Source organism: Aromatoleum aromaticum EbN1, from assembly GCF_000025965.1.
GTDB classification, from domain to species: Bacteria; Pseudomonadota; Gammaproteobacteria; order Burkholderiales; family Rhodocyclaceae; genus Aromatoleum; species Aromatoleum aromaticum.
The window spans coordinates 2346687-2370850 of the sequence record NC_006513.1; the positions used below are offsets into that span (position 1 = coordinate 2346687).

Annotated in this window: 22 protein-coding genes and 1 riboswitch; of the genes, 11 read left to right on the forward strand and 11 right to left on the reverse strand. The window is 66.5% G+C overall.

Features of this window, described 5'->3' with window-relative positions; all coding sequences use genetic code 11:
• The first annotated feature begins 54 nt into the window (after positions 1-54).
• The 6 genes from EBN1_RS11210 to msbA all read left to right on the forward strand — a co-directional run bounded on the left by EBN1_RS11210 (position 55) and on the right by msbA (position 8408).
• Positions 55-1812 (forward strand): carbamoyltransferase family protein, encoded by a 1758-nt coding sequence (locus tag EBN1_RS11210; RefSeq protein WP_011238070.1) that lies wholly within the window; start codon positions 55-57, stop codon positions 1810-1812.
• A complete protein-coding gene (locus EBN1_RS11215) occupies positions 1809-2729 on the forward strand; it encodes a glycosyltransferase family 2 protein (RefSeq protein ID WP_011238071.1) in 921 nt (306 codons plus the stop codon). Before EBN1_RS11210 ends, EBN1_RS11215 begins: the two co-directional genes overlap by 4 nt.
• Entirely contained in the window at positions 2708-3976 is a 1269-nt protein-coding gene (locus tag EBN1_RS11220) for a hypothetical protein (protein WP_197531812.1), read from the forward strand. The genes EBN1_RS11215 and EBN1_RS11220 overlap by 22 nt, the downstream gene beginning before the upstream one ends.
• A 155-nt stretch (positions 3977-4131) precedes the next feature.
• Positions 4132-5256 (forward strand): ISAs1-like element ISAzo3 family transposase, encoded by a 1125-nt coding sequence (locus EBN1_RS11225; protein WP_011235911.1) that lies wholly within the window; start codon positions 4132-4134, stop codon positions 5254-5256.
• A gap of 69 nt (positions 5257-5325) precedes the next feature.
• A complete protein-coding gene (locus EBN1_RS11230) occupies positions 5326-6543 on the forward strand; it encodes an O-antigen ligase family protein (protein WP_041646238.1) in 1218 nt (405 codons plus the stop codon).
• A 59-nt stretch (positions 6544-6602) separates the two neighbouring features.
• On the forward strand, positions 6603-8408 hold the full coding sequence (gene msbA, locus EBN1_RS11235) for a lipid A export permease/ATP-binding protein MsbA (RefSeq protein WP_011238074.1): 1806 nt from the start codon (positions 6603-6605) through the stop codon (positions 8406-8408).
• 51 nt (positions 8409-8459) lie between these two features.
• On the opposite strand, the gene EBN1_RS11240 is transcribed toward msbA, so the two are convergent.
• From EBN1_RS11240 to EBN1_RS11280, 9 genes are all read right to left on the reverse strand, one after another.
• The gene (locus tag EBN1_RS11240; protein ID WP_041646242.1) at positions 8460-9926 is read right to left on the reverse strand and encodes a lipopolysaccharide kinase InaA family protein; all 1467 of its coding nucleotides are present in this window, start codon (positions 9924-9926) and stop codon (positions 8460-8462) included.
• A 35-nt stretch (positions 9927-9961) separates the two neighbouring features.
• Positions 9962-10789, reverse strand: a complete 828-nt coding sequence (rfaP, locus tag EBN1_RS11245) for a lipopolysaccharide core heptose(I) kinase RfaP (RefSeq protein ID WP_011238076.1) — start codon at positions 10787-10789, stop codon at positions 9962-9964.
• Positions 10786-11907: a glycosyltransferase family 4 protein gene (locus tag EBN1_RS11250; protein WP_011238077.1), complete on the reverse strand. Its 1122-nt coding sequence runs from the start codon at positions 11905-11907 to the stop codon at positions 10786-10788. Before EBN1_RS11250 ends, rfaP begins: the two co-directional genes overlap by 4 nt.
• Positions 11907-13073 (reverse strand): lipopolysaccharide heptosyltransferase I, encoded by a 1167-nt coding sequence (waaC, locus tag EBN1_RS11255; protein ID WP_011238078.1) that lies wholly within the window; start codon positions 13071-13073, stop codon positions 11907-11909. Before waaC ends, EBN1_RS11250 begins: the two co-directional genes overlap by 1 nt.
• Positions 13073-14125, reverse strand: coding sequence for a lipopolysaccharide heptosyltransferase II (gene waaF, locus EBN1_RS11260; RefSeq protein ID WP_011238079.1), 1053 nt, complete (start codon positions 14123-14125; stop codon positions 13073-13075). The genes waaC and waaF overlap by 1 nt, the downstream gene beginning before the upstream one ends.
• The gene (rfaD, locus tag EBN1_RS11265) at positions 14125-15084 is read right to left on the reverse strand and encodes an ADP-glyceromanno-heptose 6-epimerase (RefSeq protein WP_011238080.1); all 960 of its coding nucleotides are present in this window, start codon (positions 15082-15084) and stop codon (positions 14125-14127) included. Before rfaD ends, waaF begins: the two co-directional genes overlap by 1 nt.
• Positions 15085-15106: 22 nt before the next feature.
• Complete coding sequence (rfaE1, locus tag EBN1_RS11270; RefSeq protein ID WP_011238081.1) at positions 15107-16087, reverse strand: D-glycero-beta-D-manno-heptose-7-phosphate kinase; 981 nt, start codon at positions 16085-16087, stop codon at positions 15107-15109.
• 179 nt (positions 16088-16266) lie between these two features.
• Positions 16267-16818, reverse strand: a complete 552-nt coding sequence (gene cobC / locus EBN1_RS11275) for an alpha-ribazole phosphatase family protein (RefSeq protein WP_011238083.1) — start codon at positions 16816-16818, stop codon at positions 16267-16269.
• On the reverse strand, positions 16803-17573 hold the full coding sequence (locus EBN1_RS11280) for an adenosylcobinamide-GDP ribazoletransferase (RefSeq protein WP_041647181.1): 771 nt from the start codon (positions 17571-17573) through the stop codon (positions 16803-16805). Before EBN1_RS11280 ends, cobC begins: the two co-directional genes overlap by 16 nt.
• A 41-nt stretch (positions 17574-17614) precedes the next feature.
• Between EBN1_RS11280 and EBN1_RS11285 the strand changes: the two genes are divergently transcribed.
• Both EBN1_RS11285 and EBN1_RS11290 read left to right on the forward strand, forming a co-directional pair.
• Positions 17615-17896 carry a type II toxin-antitoxin system CcdA family antitoxin gene (locus tag EBN1_RS11285; RefSeq protein WP_197531813.1) on the forward strand — a complete coding sequence of 94 codons (282 nt, stop codon included), beginning with the start codon at positions 17615-17617 and terminating at the stop codon, positions 17894-17896.
• 1 nt (position 17897) lies between these two features.
• A complete protein-coding gene (locus EBN1_RS11290) occupies positions 17898-18215 on the forward strand; it encodes a CcdB family protein (protein WP_011238086.1) in 318 nt (105 codons plus the stop codon).
• Between the two features lie 6 nt (positions 18216-18221).
• Here the strand turns inward: EBN1_RS11290 and cobT are convergent, their stop codons facing one another.
• Together cobT and cobU are read right to left on the reverse strand one after the other, a co-directional pair.
• A complete protein-coding gene (cobT, locus tag EBN1_RS11295) occupies positions 18222-19256 on the reverse strand; it encodes a nicotinate-nucleotide--dimethylbenzimidazole phosphoribosyltransferase (protein WP_011238087.1) in 1035 nt (344 codons plus the stop codon).
• A gap of 169 nt (positions 19257-19425) precedes the next feature.
• Positions 19426-19971 carry a bifunctional adenosylcobinamide kinase/adenosylcobinamide-phosphate guanylyltransferase gene (gene cobU / locus EBN1_RS11300; RefSeq protein ID WP_011238088.1) on the reverse strand — a complete coding sequence of 182 codons (546 nt, stop codon included), beginning with the start codon at positions 19969-19971 and terminating at the stop codon, positions 19426-19428.
• A gap of 72 nt (positions 19972-20043) precedes the next feature.
• A riboswitch (cobalamin riboswitch) is annotated at positions 20044-20295 on the forward strand.
• 128 nt (positions 20296-20423) lie between these two features.
• Between cobU and EBN1_RS11305 the strand changes: the two genes are divergently transcribed.
• Genes EBN1_RS11305 through EBN1_RS11315 form a run of 3 tightly spaced genes read left to right on the forward strand, consistent with a single transcriptional unit; the run spans position 20424 to position 24161 of the window.
• Complete coding sequence (locus tag EBN1_RS11305) at positions 20424-22364, forward strand: TonB-dependent receptor (RefSeq protein WP_011238090.1); 1941 nt, start codon at positions 20424-20426, stop codon at positions 22362-22364.
• A gap of 40 nt (positions 22365-22404) precedes the next feature.
• Positions 22405-23385 carry a FecCD family ABC transporter permease gene (locus tag EBN1_RS11310; protein ID WP_011238091.1) on the forward strand — a complete coding sequence of 327 codons (981 nt, stop codon included), beginning with the start codon at positions 22405-22407 and terminating at the stop codon, positions 23383-23385.
• Positions 23382-24161: an ABC transporter ATP-binding protein gene (locus EBN1_RS11315; protein WP_011238092.1), complete on the forward strand. Its 780-nt coding sequence runs from the start codon at positions 23382-23384 to the stop codon at positions 24159-24161. The genes EBN1_RS11310 and EBN1_RS11315 overlap by 4 nt, the downstream gene beginning before the upstream one ends.
• Positions 24162-24164 lie beyond the last annotated feature (3 nt).

The following is a 24164-nucleotide window of genomic DNA, read 5'->3' on the forward strand; positions in this document are numbered from 1 at the left end:
GCGCGTCGCCCTTCCCGCTGCGACCGGGCGTTTGCGAACGATGAGACTCCACCTTTGGCTCTGACCCTACTCGGATTGTCCGGCGCGCTGACCCACGACCCTTCGGCGGCGCTCTATATCGGCGGCCAGCTCGTGGCCGCAGCCGAAGAAGAGCGCTTCGTGCGCGACAAGCACGCGAAGAACCGGATGCCGTACGAAGCGGCGAAGTTCTGCCTCGAGTTCGCCGGCATCGGGCCGGACGACGTCGACGCGGTCGCGATCCCGTTTGCGCCGATCAGCATCATGGAGCCGGCGCGCTGGCACTACGCGAAGCGCTACTGGTACGCGCCCGACCGCGGGCTCGATGCCATTTTGGCTGGCAACCGCCGCTTCCATCGCTATAAAAAGCGCATCGAATGGTGCCTGCAGCAGCTCGGCTTCGATCTGAAGAAGACGAAGATCGTGCCGGTCGAGCATCACCTCGCGCACGCATCGAGCGCCTATCACTGCTCCGGCTTCAAGGAGAAGACCGCGATCCTCGGCATCGACGGCAAAGGCGAATACGCGACGACGTTCTTCGGCTACGGCGAGAACGGCCGCATCCACAAGATCAAGGAATTCTACGACCCGGATTCGCTCGGCGGCCTGTACGGCGCGATCACCGAGTACCTCGGTTTCGAGATGCTCGACGGCGAATACAAGGTCATGGGCATGGCGCCGTACGGCGACGCGGGCAAGTACGACTTCTCGCGACTCGCGAAATTCGTCGACGGCGAGCTGGTCGTCGATACCGACTACGCGAACGTGATCGGCTTCCGGCGCTACAAGGAGAACGGCAAGGGCTATTACTTCTCGCCCAAGCTCATCGACTGGCTCGGCCCGAAGCGCGCCGGCGACATCGCCGACGAGCCGTACATCCACTACGCCGCGAGCATGCAGAAGCTGTTCGAGGACCTCGCGCTGCAGATGATCGACTACTACCTCGGCGACATCCTGCGCGACACCGGCCGCCTCGCGTTCTCCGGCGGCGGCGCGTTGAACGTCAAGCTGAACCAGAAAATCATCGCGCGCCCCGACGTGCGCGAACTGTTCGTGCAGCCGGCGTCCGGCGATTCGGGTACCGCGATCGGCGCCGCATCGTATGTATCGGTCGCGCGTGGCGTCCCGGTCGAAAAGATGGAACACGTCTATCTCGGTCCGCGCTACACGAACGAGGACGTCATCGCCGCGTGCGCGAAGCACCCCTCGCAGCCGCAGTGGCAGCAGATCGCCAACGGCGACGCCGAGGTGCCTGCCCGCATCGCGCAAATCCTCGCCGACGGCCACCCGGTCGCGTGGTTCCAGGGGCGCATGGAATTCGGCCCGCGCGCGCTCGGCGGGCGCTCGATCCTCGGCTGCCCGAGCGCCGCAGGCGTCGCCGACCGCATCAACGAGCAGATCAAGTTCCGCGAGCGCTGGCGCCCGTTCTGCCCGAGCATGCTCGACACCGTCGGCCCGCAGATGCTGCAGACCGATCACCCGGCGCCGTTCATGACGTTCACGTTCGAAGTCGCCGACGAATGGAAGACGCGCGTGCCCGAAGTCGTGCATGAGGACGGCACGTCGCGCGCGCAGGTCTTGAAGCGCGAGCACAACCCGCGCTACTACGACCTGATGCTCGAACTCGAAAAGCTCACCGGCAACGGCGTCGTGCTGAACACATCGCTGAACCGCCGCGGCGAACCGATGATCTGCTCGCCGACGGATGCGCTGAACATGTTCTACGGGTCGGACCTGCAGTACCTGGTGATGGAGGATGTGCTGGTCGTGAAGGGAGTGGATGTGCCGACATGACAGCGTCGGCCGATTTGACCGTCAGCGTCGTCATCCCTGCGTACAACTATGCCGCAACGCTGCCGCGTGCAGTCGAATCTGTCGTGAACCAGCTCGGTCCGGCGCATGAGCTGATCGTGATCGACGACGGTTCGACCGATGCCACTCCCGAAGTCCTCGCGGAACTCGCTCGCCGCCACCCACATGCCTTTCGCTCCGTGCGCAAGGAAAACGGCGGCCTTTCGTCAGTCCGCAATAGGGGCATACGTGAAGCTCGGGGGCGCTTTCTGATATTTCTCGATGCCGACGACGAGTTGCTGCCCGGCGCACTTGCGGCACTGGACGAGCACATCGCCGCACACCCGGACACCCGCATGGTGATCGGCGGGCACATCAGCGCATGGCCCGATGGAAAACGCCGCGAAGACATCCCTCCGGACCTGCCCGACCGGCCGCTCGATCGTCTGCGTGCCTACCTGCTCGACAAGCGGCTCGCACTTTCGAACGGCGCCTGCGCGATGCACCGTGAGGTGTTTTCGCGCGGCGGCTACCCGGAGCAGTTCCGTAGTGCCGAAGACATTCCGGTATTCGCGCAGGTGCTGGCCAACTATCCGTGCAGCGCGCTCAAGAGGCTGCTCGCATGCATCCACAAACATGACGACAGCCTTCGACATCAATTCACTCATGCGAAGGCGGGCGGACTGGCGCTGGTTGACGAAATCTTCTCGCCAACACGACTGGGGAGGGAATTCCAGCACCTGAAGAAGCGCGTGTATGTGCAGCGCTGTTTATCGCTGTTTCGAAGTGCCTACATGGCTGGGGATGCTGCTGCCGCCAAAGGATACTTTCGCGCTGCGCTGAAACAGGATCGGCGCGTCATTTTCGCTGGCGCTTATGTTCGAAAAGCCCTGCGCCTGTGGATCTGCGGCAGCCGCTGATGCAAGGGTGCAGCCGGACGACGATGGACCCATACCCAAGACTCCTGGCGCTTCAGGATTTCGTCATCGGCAAATCCCGTCGCCGCGACCGCGGCGTGGCAGGGCGCCTGAAACTCCGGGCGAGGCTGTTCCTGAAAGCGCTTCTGTCCGTGGTGTTCCAGCGGCGGAGGGCTATCGAGGCGGTCGATTGCGACGTCCTGCTGGTTCATCCGTCGAGAAAATCGTTTCGCCTCGGCAGAAAACAGGCTTTGCTGGCCGCGTTGCGAGGCCGGGGCCTCGTCGTCGAGGAGTTTGTCGAAGAGGGCGATTTCGATCTTGTCAGGAGCAAGCAGTTCGTGGCGCCCGCGTCGGGAGTACCCACTTTGCTGCGCTGGGATGCAGCGCACGCTGCGTATCTGCTTTCACGGTACAGGGCAAAGGTCATCATCACGGAAAGAAACGGCTGGATAATCCCGAGCCTCATCAAATTGCAGCGAAAGACGGGCGCCAGGATCGTCCACCTTGCACACTCGATACCTTCCGACGAGTCCAGTCGCTACGATTATTTCGATTACGATTACTACCTGCTGTTCGGGAAAAGCTCCCTCGAATATCTCTCGGCTCTCGGGGGCGCGTTCGGCGAGTGCATCGTAAAATTCGCCGGACCCTATTTTTTCGCGGATCGCGAAGATCCATTGCCAGCGAACGCGCGAAAAGAGGGCGAGGGCGTCAAATGCCTGTTTCTCGGATCAGGGCCGGATTACGAGGTCTCCGAGCTTTACCGTGACTATTGCGGCTGGATTACGACGTGGTTGAGCGCGCAGCCGGCTGCGGAGCTATGGGTGAAAGTACACCCGCGAGGTTCGGGCGAGCCGTGGCGGTCGCAGGCGGTGAGCAATTCGGGAATAAGAATACTGCCTCCAGACAGCGTGCTCGACGAGTGCGTCGGAGACTTCGATTTCGTGCTTTCAGGCTATACGAACGCGGTCCTGGATGTTTCGCGTTTCGGCACGCCATTCATTCTGCTCGGAGAGGGAGCCGATCATTTCTCCATCGAACGTTTCGGCATTCCCCGGGCGCGATCGGGTATGGAACTCGCGGACTGTATTGACGTGCTGCTCGCCGATGTCTGGAGAGCCAGTGAGGCCGCGTCGGAATTTTTCGATTTTCATGTGCAGGAGAAGTACCTGCCGCTGACTTCCATCGTGAATGTCATCGAGGAGCTGGCGGCAGGGAGTGAAGTGAAAGGTCTGCCGCTGTCATCGTAGTCCGCTGAACTTGCATGCAGTTCAGGGGTTTTCGACAGGGCAATCGCACCTAAAATGCATAACCGATACAGGTAAACCGTTTACGATCATGCGCTTAGCGAGCCCCTGTTCACAACGTCATATTTTGTGTAGCTTACTGTCTTTTTGGGACGCCCATGAAGACAGGCCAGTTGATGCCCGTGAGCGAAGTGTTCGTGTCGGTACCCGACCCGCGCAGCAAGCGTCAGGCCCGGCACGATCTGTCCGAGTTGCTGACGGTGGCGGTGTGCGCGGTGCTGTGCGGGGCGAACGATTTCGTGGATGTGGCGCTGTGGGGCAAGTCCAACCTGGCCTGGCTGCGCAAGTTCCTGAAGCTCAAGGCGGGCGTGCCCTCGCATGACACGTTCTGCCGGGTGCTCGCGATGATCGATCCCGCGGCCTTCGAGGCGGCCTTTCTGCGCTGGGTGGGCGTGCTGGTGCCGGCGCTGGCGCCGGACAGCGTGGTGGCCATCGATGGCAAGACCAGTCGGCGCAGTGGCGGCAAGGATACGTCGGGGCCGTTGCACATGGTCAGCGCCTTTGCCGCCGGGATGGGTCTGGTGCTGGGGCAGCGCGCCATCGATCAGAAGAGCAACGAGATCACGGCGATTCCCGAGTTGCTCGCCATGCTGGCGCTCGAAGGCACCATCGTCACGATCGATGCGATGGGCACCCAGGCAGCGATTGCCCGCACCATCCGTAGTCGTGGCGCAGACTACGTGTTGTGCGTCAAAGACAACCACCCCACGCTGACCGACTCGATTCTGCTCACCCTGGCCGGCGTGGCGGAAAAGATCGCGCCGGCTTCGCATTTCGAAGAACAAACCAAGGGCCACGGCCGCGTGGAGGTGCGCCGCTGCTGGGCCTATGATGCGGTCAGCCAGTTGTACAAGTCCGAGCAGTGGGCCGGGCTGCAATCGTTTGCGCTCGTCGAGCGCGAACGCACCGTCGACGGCAAGACCAGCGTCGAGCGCCATTACTACATCAGTTCCCTGCCCGCAGATGCCGCCAGAATCGCGCAGGCCGTGCGCAGCCACTGGGCGGTCGAAAATCAGCTTCACTGGTCGCTCGATGTGCAGTTCAACGATGATCAGTCCCGTGTGCGCCGAGGCTATGCGGCCAACAACTTCGTGGTGCTGCGCCACATCGTACTGAACCTGCTGCGCCACAACACCACCCGCAAGGCCAGCATCAAGTCCAAGCGACTGCTCGCCTGCATGGAGGATGACTTTCGCGAAGAGTTACTTGGGTTGGCCATTTGAGCGCCTCGGGTTATGACAAGACGGTGCAATTGCCCTGGGGTTTTCGAGTGCATCTATAATGGATCAGGCGTGATTATCGGGAAAAAACATTTCTTGCTGGTTGAAAATGCCGCGCGCCATCTTATTGTCGCGGGGCTTTTCCTGTATCTCGGGGCGCTTTATTTCGTCGATACGAACCGGCAGAACACCATTTTCTATTTGTCGGTCGCGCTGCCGGGACTGCTTTTGCTGGGGACGTCGAAGGATGTGCTGTCGGTCGGATTCAAGGAGGTCCGGTTCGTCTTTGTGTTCCTGCTATACCTGGTCGCAAGCTCCCTGTGGTCGGGTATGGGCATCGCGAATTTTTTTGTCGCGTTGAAGTACAGTTTTTATCTCGCCTGCCTGATGCTGAGCATCCACCTGTTCGTGTCCCGTACGCCGGCCGGCGAGCAGGCGATGACCCGATTTTTTGTCCTGATCGGATTTTTGGCTTCCCTGGTTTATTTGTTTTTTGCGTTTCGATCGGCCTTCAGTGGGGCAAACCCGCTGGTGGGAAGATATTCGCTGAATGACCTCAGCGGGTGGGGAGAAAATAACCCGATAACGTCCGCCGTGTTTTTCGGCCTGCCTGTGTTGGCGGCGTGGTGGCGCTACCCGGACGAAAAGCTGGCGTCGAGGATCGGCCTTTTGTTCCTAATGGTCGCCTGTATGGGAGTCATGTTCCTCACCAAGAGTCGCGGACCATTCCTGTCGTTGGCGATAACGTTGCTGTTCGTCACGGTCTACAGACGAAACTGGAGCGATATCGTGCTGTGGGCGGTCTATGGAATCGTCGGACTGGGTTTCGTGCTGGCTCTCGATCTTCATTCGGTCATCGCCGATCGAGTGAGCGCCCCGGACTACCGGATGGAAATCTGGTCGCAGGCCCTGGGGCTGATCTCCGAACGGCTGCTATGGGGGTACGGATACGGTTCCGTGGTGGCCCTGTCGTTTGGGGCCGGCGACCTCGCCACTCACTCTCATTCCTCCATCCTGGAGGTGCTCAGAGTGGGAGGTATTGCGGGCGGGGCGCTTTTTCTTGCGATGGTGTTCCTCGCAGTGCGTAAGTGTCTTTCGGGAAATGCCGGCGCCAAATTCTTCCTGTTCTGGCTGATTTACGGTGTCATGTGTCTCTCGACCAACGGGCGCCTGCTGTTGAGCAGACCTTCCGTCGAATGGGTCGCGTTCTGGATTCCGCTTTTTTTCATGCTGATCGCCTCGGGCAACAGCCGCGAGCCGGGCCGGAGGGATGGAGCTTTCAGTACGTAGGGTCCGGGCGTTCCGGCAGCTCGTGGTAACATCCGGCGTCCTATTGCCGCCCCCGCGCCATGCACCGTTCCGATGCGGCTCCTGCCTCCAGCATCAGGATCTACTTCCGTCTGCTGAGCTACGTCCGGCCCTATGTCGGGCTGTTCGCAGTCAGCATCCTGGGCTACGTCATCTTCGCTTCGTCTCAGCCGATGCTCGCCGGCGTGCTGAAGTATTTTGTCGATGGCCTGACGCATCCCGACGCGGCGCTGGTTACCGGCGTGCCGCTGCTCGACGGCATGGAGCTGATGCACGGCGTGCCGCTGATGATCGTGCTAATCGCCGCTTGGCAGGGGTTGGGCGGCTATCTCGGCAATTATTTCCTTGCGAGAGTTTCGCTGGGACTCGTGCACGACCTGCGCCAGACGCTGTTCGACAGCCTGTTGCGCCTGCCGAACACCTATTTCGACCAGCACAGCTCCGGACACCTGATATCGCGCATCACTTTCAACGTGACGATGGTCACCGGCGCGGCGACCGATGCGATCAAGATCGTGATCCGCGAGGGGCTTACCGTGGTGTTCCTCTTCGCGTACCTGCTGTGGATGAACTGGCGGCTCACGCTGGTGATGGTCGCGATCCTGCCGTTGATCAGCCTGATGGTCCGGAACGCAAGCGGCAAGTTCCGCAAGCAGAGCAGGAAGATCCAGGTCGCAATGGGGGACGTGACCCACGTCGCGTCCGAAACGATTCAGGGTTACCGGGTTGTGCGCAGCTTCGGCGGCGAGCACTACGAGCGGGAGCGTTTTCGCGCTGCGAGCGAGGACAACACACGCAAGCAGCTGAAAATGGTCAAGACTTCGGCGGTCTATACGCCGACGTTGCAGCTCGTCACGTACAGCGCGATGGCCGTGGTGCTGTTTCTCGTACTGCGGCTGCGCGGCGAGGCGTCGGTGGGTGATCTCGTCGCCTACATTACCGCCGCCGGGCTGCTGCCCAAACCGATCCGCCAGCTCTCCGAAGTCAGCTCGACGATCCAGCGCGGGGTGGCGGGCGCCGAGAGCATTTTCGAACAGCTCGACGACAAGCCGGAAGTGGACCACGGGCGCATCGAACGCGAGCGTGTCAGCGGTCGCATCGAGGTGCGCGACCTGTCGTTCCGCTATCCAGGCTCCGACCGCGAAGTGCTCGACAGCGTGAGCTTCACGGTCGAGCCGGGGCAGATGATCGCACTCGTTGGCCGTTCCGGCAGCGGGAAGTCGACGCTCGCGAACCTGATTCCGCGTTTCTATCACCACGACCGCGGCCAGATCCTCATCGACGGTGTCGATGTCGAGGACTACACGCTGAAGAACCTGCGTCGCCACATCGCGCTGGTAACGCAGCAGGTGACCCTGTTCAATGACACGGTGGCGAACAACATCGCCTACGGTGACCTGGCCGGCCTCCCGCGCGCCGCTGTCGAGGCCGCGGCGGAAGCCGGGTATGCGAAGGAGTTCATCGACCGGCTCCCGCAGGGTTTCGACACGCTGATCGGCGAAAACGGCGTGACCCTGTCGGGCGGCCAGCGCCAGCGCCTCGCAATCGCCCGCGCGCTGCTCAAAAACGCCCCGATCCTGATCCTCGACGAGGCGACGAGCGCGCTCGACACCGAATCGGAACGACATATCCAGGCGGCGCTCCACCGCGTGATGCAGGCGCGCACGACGCTCGTGATCGCGCACCGGTTGTCCACCATCGAACAGGCGGACGTCATCATGGTGATGGATCATGGACGCATCGTCGAACGCGGCAGCCATGCCGAACTCCTCGCCGCCGGCGGGCACTACGCCAGGCTGCACGCGATGCAGTTTCGCGAGGAACCCGCGGTCGCAGAGGGTCGCTAGCTGCTCCAGTCGGCTTCTTGAGCGGGGCGGTAGGCCAGCCTCAGGGCGAAGTCAGATCGAAGAGAGTCGCTGCGGCCTCTGGGTTGCGGGAGGAACGTTCGCTTCGAACCAGCCACGCAGCGCACAGCCCTCCGGCCAGTTGCGCAGCAGCCGTGCGCGGTCCTTCTGCCACGCCCGGGCGTGCGCGGCGACGCTGGCGTGCTGGCGCATCGCGTCGAGGTCGATCAGTTTCACCGCTCCCTGGTCCCACAGCAGGTTCGTCGCCTTGAGGTCGCCATGGCTGATGCGCTCGCGATGCAGCGCGGCGAAAAGCTCGCGCAGCGCTCGCGCCTCGGCGGGCGGCGGTTCGCGTCCGGCGTCGAGATGCTGCAGCAGGTGGGGCCCGTCGCAGGAATCGGTGACGAGCCACGCACGGCCGCGCAATGGCCCGAAGCGGCGCTCGATCAGCGCCAGCGGCTGCGGCGTTGCGATGCCGAGAAAAGCGAGGCGGTGCCCTTCGATCCACGAATGCCAGGCGCGGCTCGGCCGCCAGAAGCGCGACAGTGCGTGCGCCACGTCCTTGATGTTGTAGCGCTTGATGACGAGCTTGCGGGCGCCGATGTCGATCCGCGCGACGGTGCTGCTGCCGCCGTCCTTCAGCAAGCTTCCGGCGGCGAGGGTGAGGTCGGGGTCGGCGATGACGGGAGCGAGCCGCTCGGCTTCCTGACGGACGACCGAAACGAAGCGGTCGCGGCGCTGCTCGACGTGGAACAGGCTGCAGTCGCGCAGCGTCTTCGCGAGGTAGTCGCGCAGACGCCAGTTCCGCACGCGGGCGATTTCCCGCTGAAGCAAGGCGGGATCGAGGGATGTGTCCGGATTCCCCGTGCGGTAGTCGGCAAGGAGGTCCGGCAGCCGCGCATCCGCGTCGCGTGGCAACTGCGCGAGCAGGATCGCGAGGTTGCGCAGTGCGTCGTCGGCGCCGAGAGGATGACCTGGGCGGCGCGCACGGATCGCATCGCCGTCGATCGCATAGAGCACCCCGCGATGGCGCAGGAAGTTGCCCAGATGCAGGTCGGACTGCGCGAGCCCGCGCGCATGCATGCGGCCGAGCGTCTCGAGTGCGGGAGCCAGCATGCCGAGTGCGGCGCCGATGTCGTCGGGGTGCGTGGCGAGCGCTACGTGCCAGCCCTCGGCGAGATCTTCGGCCCCGTCGAGGAACTCCGTCAGCAGGTAATGCCCGCCGTCGAGCGTGCCGGCGCCGAGCAGCCGCGGCGTTGCGATCGCCTGCGCCGCAAGCGCCGCGAGCCCCTGCCGCTCTTGCTCGAAGTGCCGTATGCAGCCCCTGCGGGCGATGAAAAACTTCGCCAGCACTGCCTGCCCGCCGACTTCCGCTTCGCCCACCAGGCGCTTGCCGGGCAACACGCGCAGCAGCCGCTTGACGGTTGCGACACGTCCGTCGTCGAGCGCAATGCGAAACGGCACGGCCGGGTGCCGCCCGGCTTGGCGCAGGGTCGCGGCAGTTTCGAACGGGGCGTTCACTTGCCGAGGGGTCGGTCCGTCGAGTGGCCGCACGCTCAAAGTGCGGCCTCGGGCGCGTATTTGCGCAGATAGCGGGCGTGCAGGCGTCCGGCTTGCGCTTCGAGACGGGCAAGCAGGACCGCTTCGTCGCGCAGCACTTCGCGCAGCGGTCGGCCGAAGTACCGCCGCACGAAGCGCAGCTTGTCACGCCGCGTGAGGCCGATGCCGAGCGCCGAGAAATACAGCGCCGCGAGATCCTTGTCGCGCCAGCGCCGCGGCGTGCGGGTGCGGATCTGCGAACGGTGCAGGTCGATCAGCGACAGGCGCAGCGCGGCCGGCGTGGGCGCCGGCTCGAGGTGCAGCAGGAAATGACAGATATAGAGGTCGCGGTGATTCATTCCGCCTTCGTGCATCCGCCGCACCATGTCGGCGACCCGCTCGATCAGCGCGCGCTTCAGCGCGCTGTCGGGAGGGCACCTCGCCCAGTCGCGGCAGTAATCCTCGAGGCTCACCGTCGGCGCGAGTTCCTCGGTGACGATGAAGGAATGCTGTCGCGCCGGGTTGCGTCCGCGCTCTCCATAGGCGACCGCTTTCATCGTCGCCACGCCGAGTTTGTCGAGCTGGCGTATCGCCTGCCACTCGTTGCGCGCTCCGAGCACCGGCAGTCGTGCCGACAGCAGGTTCTTGAAGATTTCGCGCCAGCCGACGCCGCGGTGGATCTTGACGAAATAACCGCGCCCGCCGGCTTCGACGCGCAGCGTGCGGCGCCCCTCGAGTTCGCGGAACACTTCACCCTGCAGCGCTTCGACCATGTCGAATGGGTCCCGTCCGGCCCACAGCGAGCGGAACGGTTCATCGACGGAGAGCGGGGTCGGCGCGCTCATCCGCGTCCCTGCAGGATCACGTCCGCAGCGCGCTCGGGCAGGCTGTAGAGGTCGGCGTGCTCCGCGAACGCGAGGCCGTTGGCGCTCCAGCGTGCGCGGTTTTCGCTGTCCGCGAGCATCGCGGCGAGCAGGCGGTCGAGCGCGGCCTGCTCGAACGGTGCCGGGACGACTTCTCCGGCATCGGCGTCGGCGATGTAGTGCGCGTAGCCGCAGGCGGCGCTTGCGAGCACCGGCAGGCCGGCGACGATCGCTTCGAGCAGCACTGTCCCGGTGTTCTCGTTGTAGGCAGGGTGAATCAAGAGGTCGGCGCCGAGCAGGAAGCGCGGGATGTCGTCGCGTCCCTGCAGGATGCTGACGCGGTTCCCAAGGCCGAGCGTGTGCAGCTGCACGAGGAACGGCTTGGGGTCGTCCTGTCCGATCGCAATCAGCCGCGTGCGCTCTTTCAGCATTTCGGGCAGCGCCGCGAGCGCCCGCAGGCTGCGGTCGAGGCCTTTGGTCTTGAAGCCGGAGCCGATCTGCACGACCAAGAGGTCGTCCTCTTCGAGGCTGAACTCGCGCCGGAAGGCGGCACGGATCTGCGCGGCATTGGGCGGAGCGCGACGGTCGGGAGCGATGCCGGGCGGCAACAGGTGGAAACGGCGCGCCGGAGTGCCGTAGTGCGTCATGAAGAGCGGCTGCTGCGCGGCCGAGATCAGCAGGATCTCGGTGTGGACTTCAGGCGCGAACACCGCCCGCTCGTACGCCGAAAAATGCCGGTAGCGCCCGCTGACGCGGTACAGCGGGTTGCGCAGCGTGCGCGCCTTGTCCTCGAAGCACGGGTCGGCAGCGTAATAGACGTCGAGCCCGGGCATCTTGTTGAAGCCGACGACCCGGTCGGCGGGGCGGCGTGCCAAGTCCTGCTGCACCCAGTCGGTGAATTTCTCGTTGCGGCGCGGGTTCGTGATCGCCTGCACCGGGACTCGCAGCACTTCGAAGCCGGCCGGCACTTCGCCGTGCCATTCGAGCGTGTAGACGCGGATCGCGTGGCCGCGCGCCTGGCATGCCAGCGCGATGCGCAGGAAGTCGCGCTGCAGGCCGCCGAACGGGAAGTACTTGTACAGGCAGAACGCGAGCTGCATCAGCCGGAGGCCTTGCGGTCGAACATCGTGTGGACGAGCGGCCCAGGAGACGGGTCGAAGCCGCCGAGCGCGCCGTCGGCGGCGAGCTTGACCGCCAGTGCGGCGTCCGCGGACGTTTTGCCGTCGAGGATGCGCTGCAGGGCGCTCCACACCTGCTCCGGGCCGATGCGCGTGAAGCACAGCGGCTGTTCGGCGACGAGATCGAACTGCGCACGCTCGTCGACAGTCGGCACGTGCGTACAGCGCCGCTGCAGGCAGGGGGCACATGGCAGGTTCGACGCGAGATGGAACTGGTTCGGGCCCCACGCGCCGGTGAAACCCGGATTGGTCGGGCCGAACAGCGACAGCGTGGGCACGCCGAACGCGGCGGCGAGGTGGCCCAGACCGGTGTCGACAGCGACACACGCGCGCGCGCCGGCAATCTCCGCGGCGATGCCGGCGAGTTTGAGCTGGGGCAGCACCGTGACGGCCGGCTGCCCGGCGGCGAGCCGCCGCGCGCGCGCCTCTTCGTCAGCGTTGCCCCACGGCAGGCGGATCGCCCAGCCCGCCGCTGTCGCAAGCGCGATCAGCCGTCGCCAGTAGAGCTCCGGCCAGTGCTTGGTCACCCAGGTCGTGCCATGCAACAGCAGCAGGTACGGTTCTGGGTTTTCCGCACCGGCGAGCCGGTGCCGGTCGAGCCCGTACGTGATCGGCCCTTCCGGCAGCGGATAACCGAGCGCCTTGGCGAACAGTTCACGCACACGCTCGACGGCATGGCGGCCGAGCGGCACCGCGTGCGCGTGCGTGTAGAAGCGGCTCGCGATCGGCTCGCGGGCGGAATTCTCGTCGAGTCCATGCACCGGCTTGCTGCCGTAGCGCGTCAGCAGCGCGCTTTTCAGCAGGCCCTGCGCGTCGATCGTCGCGTCGTAGCGGGTCGCCGCGACCGCGCGCTTGAAGCGGCGCCACTCGCCGCTGACCAGCGCTTTCATCGGCGCCTTGCGCCAGCGCCGCACCGCGACCGGAATCACGCGATCGACCGCCGGATGCCAGGACGGGATTTCGGCGAAGGCTTCCTCGACGATCCAGTCGAAGCGGATCACGGGGATCGCTCGCACGGCATCGGTCAGCGCGGGAAGCGTGTGGATGACGTCGCCGAGCGAGGACGTCTTGACGATCAGCACGCGCATCAGGTGGTTCCCGCGGATCCGGCGAAGCGGAGCGGTGTGCCGAGAGCGAGGCTGTCCAGCGCGTTCAGTACGCTCTCGGGCGTGACCTCGGTGAGGCAGCGCGTGTGGCCGAGCGGGCAGACCCGCGCGAAGCACGGCGAACATTCGAGGCGCAGGTAGCGCACGACGACGCGATCGGCGAGCGGCGGCGTGTGGTCCGGCGTCGACGAGCCATACACTGCGACCAGCGGCCGGTCGAGCGCCGCGGCGACGTGCATCAGGCCCGAATCGTTGCTGATCGCGGCCTCGCTCATCGCGAGCAGATCGACCGCGTCCGCGAGCTGGGTGCGGCCACACAGATTGACGACGCCGTCGCCGGCCGCCGCGACGATCTCGTCGCCGGCCGGCGCGTCCTTCGTCGAACCGAGCACCCACACCTGCTGGCCGCGGGCGACGAGCGCGCGCGCCAGCGCGGCGAAATGCGGCAGCGGCCATTGCTTGGCCGGGCCGTATTCGGCACCCGGCATGAAGCTGATCGCCGGCCGCTCGGCCGCGAGCCCGTGGGCAGCACGCAGCCGGGCTTGGTTCGCGGCATCAGCGACGAGGCGCGGGCGCGGTAGCGGCCGGGGCAGGGCCGCGCGAGGCTGCAAGCCGAGCGCGACGAAGCGCTGCACCGTCATCGGCAGCGCTGTCTTGTCGAGCGCGCGCATGTCATTGATCAGGCCGTAACGCATCTCGCCGCGGAACGCGGTGCGGCGCGGGATGCCGGCGAAGAACGGCACGAGCGCGGATTTCAGCGAGCCGGGAAGGACGATCGCCTGGTCGTAGCGGGCCGGTGCGAGTTCGCGGCCGAGGCGCCAGCGCATGCCGAAGCCGAACTGGCCGTGGCCGAGCGGCATCGCGATGCCGTGCCGCACTTCGGGCATGCGTTCGAGGATCGGCAGCGACCAGCCGGGCGCGAGCACGTCGATCGCGCACGGGCCTTCGGCCTGCAGCGTCATGAAGAGGCTCTGCGCCATCACCATGTCCCCGACCCACGACGGCCCGACGACGAGAATCCGGCGAGTCGGCATCAGTCGCGCAGCGCGAGCCATTCCAGGTAGCGCGGCACGCCGACTTCGACCGGCATGAACTCGCCCTCGTAGCCCGCCTGGCGCAGCGCCGTGATGTCGGCCTGCGTGTAGCTCTGGTAGCGGCCTCTCAGGTGTTCCGGGAACGCGATGTAGTCGATGCCGCCGCCGGCGGTGCTGCCCTTGTGCCAGCTCAGCGCGGCATGGGCGACTTCGTTGAAGCTCTGTGCGCGGCCGGTGCCGACGTTGAAGATGCCGCGCACCCCGGGGTTGTCGAGCAGCCACAGGTTCACCGCGACGACGTCATCGACGTGGATGAAGTCGCGCTGCTGCTCGCCCGGGCCGTAGCCGTCGGCGCCTTCGAACAGGCGCAGGCGGCCGCTGTCGTTCAGCTGGTTGTGGAAATGGTACGCGACGCTCGCCATGCTGCCCTTGTGCTGCTCGCGCGGGCCGTAGACGTTGAAGTAGCGCAGGCCGACGACCTGGCTGTCGATGCCCGGCGCGAACCTGCGCAGATGGCAGTCGAACAGGAACTTCGAGTAGGCGTACATGTTCAGCGGATGCTCGAACTCGCGCGATTCGCGGAACGTCGGCCCCATGCCGTAGACCGACGCCGACGACGCGTACAGCAACGGCACTTTCCGCGCGACCGCCCAGCCGAGCAGCGACTTCGTGTATTCGTAGTTCACCGCCATCACGAAGCGGCCATCCCACTCCGTCGTCGAGGAGCATGCGCCTTCGTGGAAAATCGCCTCGACCGGTCCGAAATCCTCGTTCGCCTCGACGCGGCGCAGGAAATCGTCCTTGTCCATGTAGTCGTGGATGTCGGCGTCCGCGAGGTTCAGGCACTTGTGCCCGTCGGTGAGGTCGTCGACGACCAGGATGTCGGTGATGCCGCGGGCGTTGAGCCCCTGCACGATGTTGCTGCCGATGAAGCCGGCGCCGCCTGTGACGATGATCATGTTTTCTCCTGAATGCGCCTACTCAGCCGCGCGGGGCGGCGGGGCGGTCGGCTGCGATCGCCCCGCGCAGCGCGAGGTCGAGCTCGGCAGTGCTGACCGTCGCCGTGCCGAGCTTGCCGACGACGACGCCGGCGGCGAGGTTCGCGAACGCGGTCGCGTCGGCGAGGGACAGGCCGCACGCGAGCCCGGCACCGAGCACTGCGACGACGGTGTCGCCTGCGCCGGTCACGTCGAACACGTCGCGCGCCTGCGTCGGCAGGTTCAGCGGCGCCGTGTCTTTCTGCAGCAGCGTCATGCCGCGTTCGCTGCGCGTGATCAGCAACGCGCCGAGCCCGAGGCTGTCGCGCAGCGCCTCGCCGCGGGACACGAGAGTCGCCTCGTCCGCGCAATGGCCGACCACTGCTTCGAACTCGCTGAGATTCGGCGTGATGACAGTTGCGCCGGCATAGCGGCGGAAATCCGTGCCTTTCGGGTCGACCACGATCGCCACCGCATGTTCACGCGCGACGCGGATCAGCTGGCCGACCTGGGCGAGCGTGCCTTTGCCGTAGTCCGACAGCACGACCGCGGCGCTGGCGTCGAGCGCGTCCTCGAACGCCTGCTCGATGCCGGCGCTCTCGAGCATCGCGAAGCTGTCCTCGAAATCGAGCCGGATCAGTTGCTGGTGGCGGCTGATGATGCGCAGTTTGGTGATCGTCGGGTGCTGTGGCGCGTCGAGCAGGCGGCACACCACACCGCCGCCTTCGAGCCGTTCGCGCAACAGCCGCGCCGCCTCGTCGCAGCCGACGAGCCCGACGAGCTCGGCCCGGGCGCCAAGCGACGCAGCGTTCAGCGCCACGTTGCCGGCGCCGCCGGCGCGGAACTCGTCCCCTTCGACCTTGACGATCGGCACCGGGGCTTCCGGCGAGATGCGCGTCGTCGAGCCGTGCCAGTAGCGGTCGAGCATCACGTCGCCGACGACGAGGACGCGGCCTTTGGAGAAATCCGGCAGGGTGGGCGGCATGAGGCGGTAGGCGTCGAGAGCGTGTCGAAAAGGACGTAATTATCCCACGAACAGCAGCGTCCAGCGTGCGGACGGGGCGGGCGGCGCCGCCGGGCGGAGGTCGAGGCGGTGCGGAAATGCCGTGCGGATCGTCGCGCCGGGGCGCCCACACGGGCTCACGTTGCGTTGGCGGTCCGGTTTCAGCGGTTGAACCACTTCAGCACGACGCCCCAGTCCTCGATGTCGAGCCGTGTCGCGTGGCCGCAGGCGAAATCGAGCGAGAGCCAGCGCTGCGGCGGCAGGCCGAGCAGGTGGCCGGCGATCGCACGCAGCGGCCCGCCGTGCGCGACGACGACGACCGGATCGGCGGCGCGGGCCGCGACGATCTCGTCGAGCCATTGCAGCACGCGCGTCGACATGTCGCGCGCCGACTCGCCGCCGGGCGCGCAGAAGCCGAGCGGGTCCGTGACCCACACGTCGATTGCATCGCCGAGCTCGGCGTAAGGTCGCAGCTCCCACGCGCCGAAGTGCATTTCCCTGAGCCGGTCGTCGAATACCGGCGTGCCGAGTTCGAGCGCGAGCAGGCGGGCGCGCGCGAGCGGGCTCGCGTGCAGCGCGTAGAGCGGCGGCAGCAGCGGACGCAGGCGCGCGGCGACCGTGGCAGGGCATTCGGCGAGGCCGACGTCGGATTGGCCGTAGCAGATCCCTGCCGCGACGTCCGGCCGCGGGTGGCGGATCAGATGAAGTTCCATGCCGCCAGGATTCCGAGATAGCACGCGAGTTCGCTGCCCTGCTGCGCAGCGCCGAGGCAGTCGCCGGTGTAGCCACCAAGGCGGCGGGCGAACACGCGTGCCGCCCACAGTGTCGCCGCTGCCGTCGCGGTGAGCGCGGCAAGCGCTTCGGCCGGGGCGAGCAGCGCCAGCGGTGCGAGGCCGAACACCGCCGCGACCACGAGTTCGGTGGCGGACAGCCGGCGTGCGAGGGGCTTCGATTTCGCGCTCTCGTCCTCGCGCACGTACTGCATCGTGTGGATCAGGCTCGTCGAGGCCAGGCGCGACAGCGGGTGGGCGGCGAGCAGCGCCAATGCGACCTGCAGGTTGCCATGCGCGGCCAGTTCGACGAGCGCTGCGGCCTTCGCGAGCAGCATCAGCACGAGGCCGGCCGTGCCGTAGCTGCCGATGCGCGAGTCCTTCATGATCGTCAGCACCTGCAGCCGGTCCCAGCCGCCGCCGAGTCCGTCGCAGGCATCGGCCCAGCCGTCCTCGTGGAACGCGCCGGTCGCGCGGATCGTCACCGCCATCGACAGCAGCACTGCGAGCGCAGGCGGCAGCAACTGCACGAACGCGAGATAGCTCGCCGCGCCGATCGCGCCGACGACCCAGCCGACAAGCGGGAAAAAGCGCGCGGCATGATTGAGCCGCTCCGGCGACCACGGCACCCAGGCCGGCACCGGCAGGCGGGTGAAGAAGCCGAGCGCGGTGAAGAACAGTTCGAGCTGGTAACGCATCGTGGTCATGTGCGTTCTGGCTTCGTGGGAGCTGTAGAACTATGATGCGCATAGGCGATGCGCAATTTACGTGGAGGTTCGAGATGCGGACTCATGCGGTTTCTTCCAAGAAAGCGACCAATCTAAGCCTTTCCGCCGATGTCCTGGCGGAAGCCAAAAGCCTGGGCATCAACATTTCCAAAGCCTGTGACGAATGCCTGCGTGAGCTCGTGCGGCGCGAGCGCGCCCGTCGCTGGAAGGAGGAGTACGCGGAATTCATCGAAGTGTACAACCGCATCGTGGAGGCCGAAGGCGTGCCGCTGGCCGAATGGAGAAGCTTCTGACATGGCGCGCTTCGATGTTTACCGGAATCCTTCGGCTGGCGCCGCGGATACCCCCTATCTGCTCGATGTCCAGGCCGACCTGCTCGCTGAGCTCGAGACCCGCGTCGTGATTCCATTGCGGCGCCGCGACCGGTTTTCGGCAGTCCGGTTGCCTTCGGACCTGATTCCCTGCGTCGACGTCGAGGGTCAGTCCTGCCAGATCGAAACCCCGAAACTTGCGGCCGTCCCGCTCCGTGTATTGAAGCCGCCGATCTGTTCGCTCGCGGACCGCCGGGACGACATCATCCGGGCCCTCGATTTCCTGTTCCAGGGCTACTGAACCCGCTCACACCCTGTCGTCGACGCCGGCCGAATCGAAGCTCGCCATGTCATTGAGGAAGTTCGCCGCCGCCTGCACCAGCGGGAACGCGAGCGCGGCGCCGGTGCCTTCGCCGAGGCGCAGGTCGAGCTCCATCAGCGGTTCGACGCGCAGATGGGCGAGCTGGGCGGTGTGTCCCGGCTCCTTCGAGCGGTGCGCGAACACGCAATACGGCAGGATCGCCGGCGCGATCGCCTGCGCGACGAGCAGCGCGGAAGTCACGATGAAGCCGTCGATCAGCAGCGTCATGCGTTTTTCGGCCGCCCCGAGCATCGCTCCGGCCATCATCGCAATCTCGAAGCCGCCGTATTCGGCGAGCGCGCCAAGCGGGTCGGAAGGACGGCCGCCGCGCGCGAGCGCCTGTGCGAGCAGCCTGTGCTTGCGTGCGAGTCCGGCGTCGTCGAGCCCGGTGCCACGGCCGGTCACGGTAGCGAGGTCGATGCCGGTGAGGCAGTGCGTCAGCAAGGATGCCGACGCGGTGTTGCCGATGCCCATCTCGCCGAAGCCGACCAGGTTGCAGCCATTCACGGCGAGCGCGTGCGCGAGTTCGCGGCCGCGCGCGAGGGCCGCGTCGCGTTGCTGCGCGCTCATCGCGGGCGTCTCGATGTAGTTCGCGGTACCGGGTGCGATTTTCGCGTCGACCAACCCGTCGCGGCGGCCGAAGTCATGGTTCACGCCGCTATCGATGACGGTCAGCGCCAGTTCGGTTTGTCGGCAGAACACGTTGACCGCGGCGCCGCCGGCGAGAAAATTCTCGACCATCTGCCACGTCACGTCCTGCGGAAATGCGGAGATGCCGGCGCGCGCGGCGCCATGGTCACCGGCGAACACCAGGACGTGCGGCTGGCGGATCCGCGGCGCCGCGGTCTGCTGGATCAGGCCCAGTTGCAGCGCAAGTGCTTCGATCCGGCCGAGCGCGCCGAGCGGCTTGGTCTTGCGGTCGATGCGGTGCTGGATCGCCGCAGTGAGGCCCGGGTCGGGCAGGGAAATCGCGAAGTCCATGATGGTCGTGACAATGTCCTGAGGGGGCCGATCTTAGCATGGGGCCGGGGCGAGTCTGGCGGGGCTGTCGCGGTCTCCGTCAGGCCGCCGAAGCAGCCGGGTCCGCCTGCCGGGGGGGGCAGGCCCTTGCCGCGCTTGGCGCGGCTCCGAGTCAGCGCCTTCCCGGGGTTCAGCCTTTCAGCGCCAGCGGCAGGCCGGCGGCCACGAAGGTCACGCGCCCGCACAGCGCGGCGACGGACTGGTTGAGCCGTCCGGCCTCATCGCGGAAGAGCCGCCCGAGCGGCGTCTCGGGCACCAGCCCGAGGCCGAGCTCGTTGGCGACGAGCAGCACGTCGCCGCGCAGGCCGGGCAGGCAGTCGAGCAGTGCGGCGCGTTCGGCGCGCAGTCGCGGCAGGGCGTCGGCGTCGAGCGCAGATGCCAGCGTGTCGGCGTCCGCCATCAGGTTCATCAGCCATAGCGTCAAGCAATCGACGATGACGCAGCGCCCGAGCTGCGCTTCGCGGCGCAGCGCGTCGGCGAGCGCCAGCGGCGTCTCGACGGTGCGCCACGCGTGCGGGCGGTCCTGCTGGTGGCGGCGGATACGGGACGCCATTTCGGCGTCGAGCGCTTCGGCGGTGGCGATCACGGTGACCGGCAGCCCGGTCCCGAGCGCGAGGGTTTCGGCGTACCGGCTCTTGCCGGAGCGGGCGCCGCCGAGGATCAGGTGTGCGGGCATGTCTCGGATGGCGCGGCCTGCGCGCTGCGTAAAGTCGTGGAACGCGCTATTATCCGCCCCGCATCCGGTTTCCGGGTGCGACGTGTTTCAGGTGCCCGAAGGCGAACCTCGCCGGAAGGTTAAACGGGAAACAGGTGCGCGAACGGTCGTCCGACAGGGCCTTCGCCATGCCTGTGCTGCCCCCGCAACGGTAAGTGGACGCAAGGCGCATCCAACCGCCACTGGACGACCAGTCCGGGAAGGCGATGCGACCGGTCCGGCATTCCCCGACGGGACGCCGGTCAGCCCACGAGCCCGGATACCGGCCCGAACGCGCTATGGCTGAAGTGCCGCGGGGTGGCGGCGACGGGCGCGGCTTCGTGCCGCTCGAATCGTGCTCCCGGATGCGGCGCTTCCTGGTGAAACATGCCACGGTAAGCGGGGACGCTACTGTTGGCGCAGGGAGAATCCCGATGAATATCCGCTTGTCCGCGACGGCCGTCGCGGTTGCTGCCGCTTTTCCGTTTGCCGCGCCCGCCCCCGTATTCGCCGCCGCAGAAACCACTGGCGAGACCGTCATCGTCTCGGCGACCCGCATCGACACGCCCGACGTCGCCGCGACCTATGCCTCCGAAGTGCATACCCGGCGCGACATCGAGCGCTCCGGCGCGACGACGCTGGTCGACTATCTCGCGCGCCAGACTTCGATCCAGATCGCGCCGTATTTCGGCAACCGCTTCACGCCGAGCATCAACATGCGCGGCTATGGCACTGCCGATGGGCACCAGAACGTCGTCATTTCGCTCGACGGGCGTCGGCTCAACAACATCGACCTCGTGCCGCAGCTGCTCGGCGCGATCCCGCTCGCCGACATCGAGCGCATCGAGATCGCGAAGGGCAGCGGCTCGGTGATGTACGGCGACGGCGCGACCGCCGGGACGATCCAGATCTACACGCGGCCGCGCACCGGGGCGAGCCTCGACTTGAACGGCGGCAGCCACGGCGCTGTGGGTGCGACGGCGAGCGCCGGGATCGCGCGCGAACGCTTCTCCGCTTCGGCGACCATTGACCGCAGCGAGCACGACGGCTTCAGCGACAAGGATCCGTCCGGACACACCGACGAATCGCGTGCCGACAACTGGCGCGTCGCGCTGTCGGGCAAGCCCGCCGATGCGCTGAAGCTGAATCTGGATGCGGGCAGCTCACGCATCGACACGCGCTACCCGGGTGCGCTGACGCTCGCGCAGTTCCGCCACGATCCGGCGCAGAACAACGGCCGCAACTACACGCACCAGAAGTTCGACTCCGACTACTGGGGCGTCGGCGCCGACTATGACCTGACGCAGGCCTGGCGCCTGTCGGCGCGGCACCACGACGAGGACAAGGCGTCCGAGTTCGTGCAGTTCCGCTTCGAGTCCGACTACCGCTACGTGTCGGACGACTTTTCGCTGCAGTATCTCGGCGACGCGCTGTCCGTGACCGCCGGCGTCCAGTCGTTCGACGGGCTGCGCGAAGATGCAGTCAGCGAAACCTCCAAGCGCAATCTCGGCTGGTTCGTGCAGGGGCAATATGAACTCGCGCGACTGACGCTGTCGGCCGGTGCACGGCGCGAGCGGGTCGAATACGAGCACGATCCGGACTTCGGCGCGCGCATCGAGGACGACGAGACGCTCTCGTCGTGGGACGTCGGCGCGAACTTCCGCTTCGACGATGCCTGGTCGGTGTTCGGCAACTACAACAGCGCGTTCCTCGCACCCGACATCGACCGCTTCTTCGTCACCGATTTCTTCACCGGCGAAACCAGCTTCAACGGCTTCATCGAGCCGGCGAGGGTGCGCACCGTGACGCTCGGCCTGAATCACGTCGTGCCGGCGAACCGCCTCAAGCTCAGCGTATTTCACGCCGATCTGAAGAACGAGATCTTCTTCGAGCCTTTCACCTTCACGAACACCAACATCGACGAGTCGCACAAGTACGGGCTCGAGCTGCAGGACACCTGGACCATCACGCCGACGCTGACCGGGCTGCTGAACTACACATGGACGCGCGCGATCATCGACCGCGACGGGGCGGGCGGCGGCGCGTTCGACGGACGCCAACTGCCCGGCGTGCCGCGGCACAACGCGGTCGTCGGCCTCAACGTGAAAGTGGGCGAGCAGGGCAATCTGAACCTGTCCCACAGCTGGCGCAGCAAGGCGCGGGCGGCGAACGACTTCGACAACAATAATGCGCAGAAGCAACGCGAGTATCAGTCGACCGATCTCGCGTATCGTCATCGTGTCAGGGACGTCGAGCTCTACGCTGCGGTGACGAACCTCTTCGAACACGAGAACGGCGTGTGGGTCGCCGACGATGCGATCTATCCGGTCGATTTCGAGCGCACCTGGAAGCTCGGCGCGAAGCTCTCGTTCTGACGCCATTTCGCGTTTTTCGCCGTTGACGGAGGTTTCCGAATTGCGACGTGCTCCGGCAGCCCTGCCCGTCATCGCCGCGCTGCTGGCGGCGGGGTGCCTGGCGGTCGGCTGGGCACTGTCGGCCGGCGACCTGCGGATCCCGCTGGGCGACGTCGTCGGCGCGCTGTTCGGCGGCGCCGACGGCATGGCCGCGAGCGTCGTGCGCGAGCTGCGCCTGCCGCGCGCGGTCGCGGTGTTCGCGTGCGGCGGCCTGCTCGCGATCGCCGGCGCGCTGATGCAGGTGCTGCTCCGGAATCCGCTCGCCGACCCGTACGTGCTCGGCATCTCGGGCGGCGCGGCGGTCGGGGCGCTCGGGGCGATGCTGCTGGGCCTCGCGCCGTGGCTCGTCGATGCCGCAGCGTTCGCCGGTGCGCTCGGGGCGATGCTGCTGGTGTTCGGGCTCGCGCACGGAGACGGTTCGTGGACGCAGACGCGCCTGTTGCTGACTGGCGTCATCGTCGCCGCCGGCTGCGGCGCGGCGGTGACGCTGATGCTGTCGCTCGCGACCGACACGCGGCTGCAGTCGATGCTGTTCTGGCTGATGGGCGACGCGTCGGGTGCCTCCCGGCCGTGGCCGGCGCTGGTGCTGATGGTCGTGGGGCTGGTCGCGGTGCTGCCGTTCGCGCGCGACCTCAACGTGCTCGCGCGCGGCGAGCTGTCGGCGCGTGCGCTCGGTGTGCGCGTCGAGCGGCTGCGCTATCTGCTGTATGTGCTTGCGTCGCTGCTGACCGCGGCGGCGGTGACGCTGATCGGCTCGGTCGGATTCGTCGGCCTGATCGTCCCGCATCTGGTGCGCTTCGTCATCGGCAACGACCAGCGCGTGCTGCTGCCCGCCGCGATGCTCGCCGGCGGCACGCTGCTGACGCTCGCCGACACGGCAGCACGCACGGTGATTGCGCCGATGCAGCTGCCGGTCGGCGTGCTGACGGCGCTGATCGGCGTGCCGGTGTTCCTGTTCCTGCTGTCGCGTCATCCGCGATGAACGCCGCTGCCGAATTCCTCCTTGAAGCGGACCGCCTCGCACTGAAAGTCGGCGAGCGCTGGCTGTGCTGCGAATTCAGCCTGCAGCTGGCTGTCGGTGAATGCCTCGTGCTGCTCGGGCCGAACGGCGCCGGCAAGACGACGCTGCTGCATACGCTCGCCGGCCTGCGCGCGCCGTCGGTCGGCGCAGTGCGGCTCGGCGGGCGGCCGTATGCGGAGTGGGACGCACTCGCCGCGGCGCGGTTTCGCGGGCTGTTGCCGCAGCAGCAGCCCGATCACTTCTCCGCGACGGTGCTGCAGACCGTGCTCGTCGGCCGCCATCCGTACCTCGGCCGCTGGGGCTGGGAAAGCGACGACGACATCGCGATCGCGCGCGCGGCACTCGCCGAAGTCGGGCTCGCCGAGCTCGCCGGGCGCGACATCCTGAGTCTGTCCGGCGGCGAGCGGCAGCGGGTGTCGATCGCCGCGCTGCTGACACAGGCGCCGTGCCTGTTTCTGCTCGACGAACCGACGAACCATCTCGACCTGCATTACCAGGTGGCGGCGCTCGAGCTGTTCGCCCGGCTGGCCAAAGGCGGACGCGGGATCGTGATGGTACTGCACGACATCAACCTCGCGGCGCGCTTCGCCGACCATGTGATCCTGCTCGACGGTCGCGGCGGCGTCATTGCCGGTTTGCGCGATGAAGTGCTGCGGGCGGACTGCCTGAGCCACGCATACAATCACCCGATCTGCCGCGTCACGGTCGACGGGCGAACTGTTTTTCTTCCGGACTGAGCC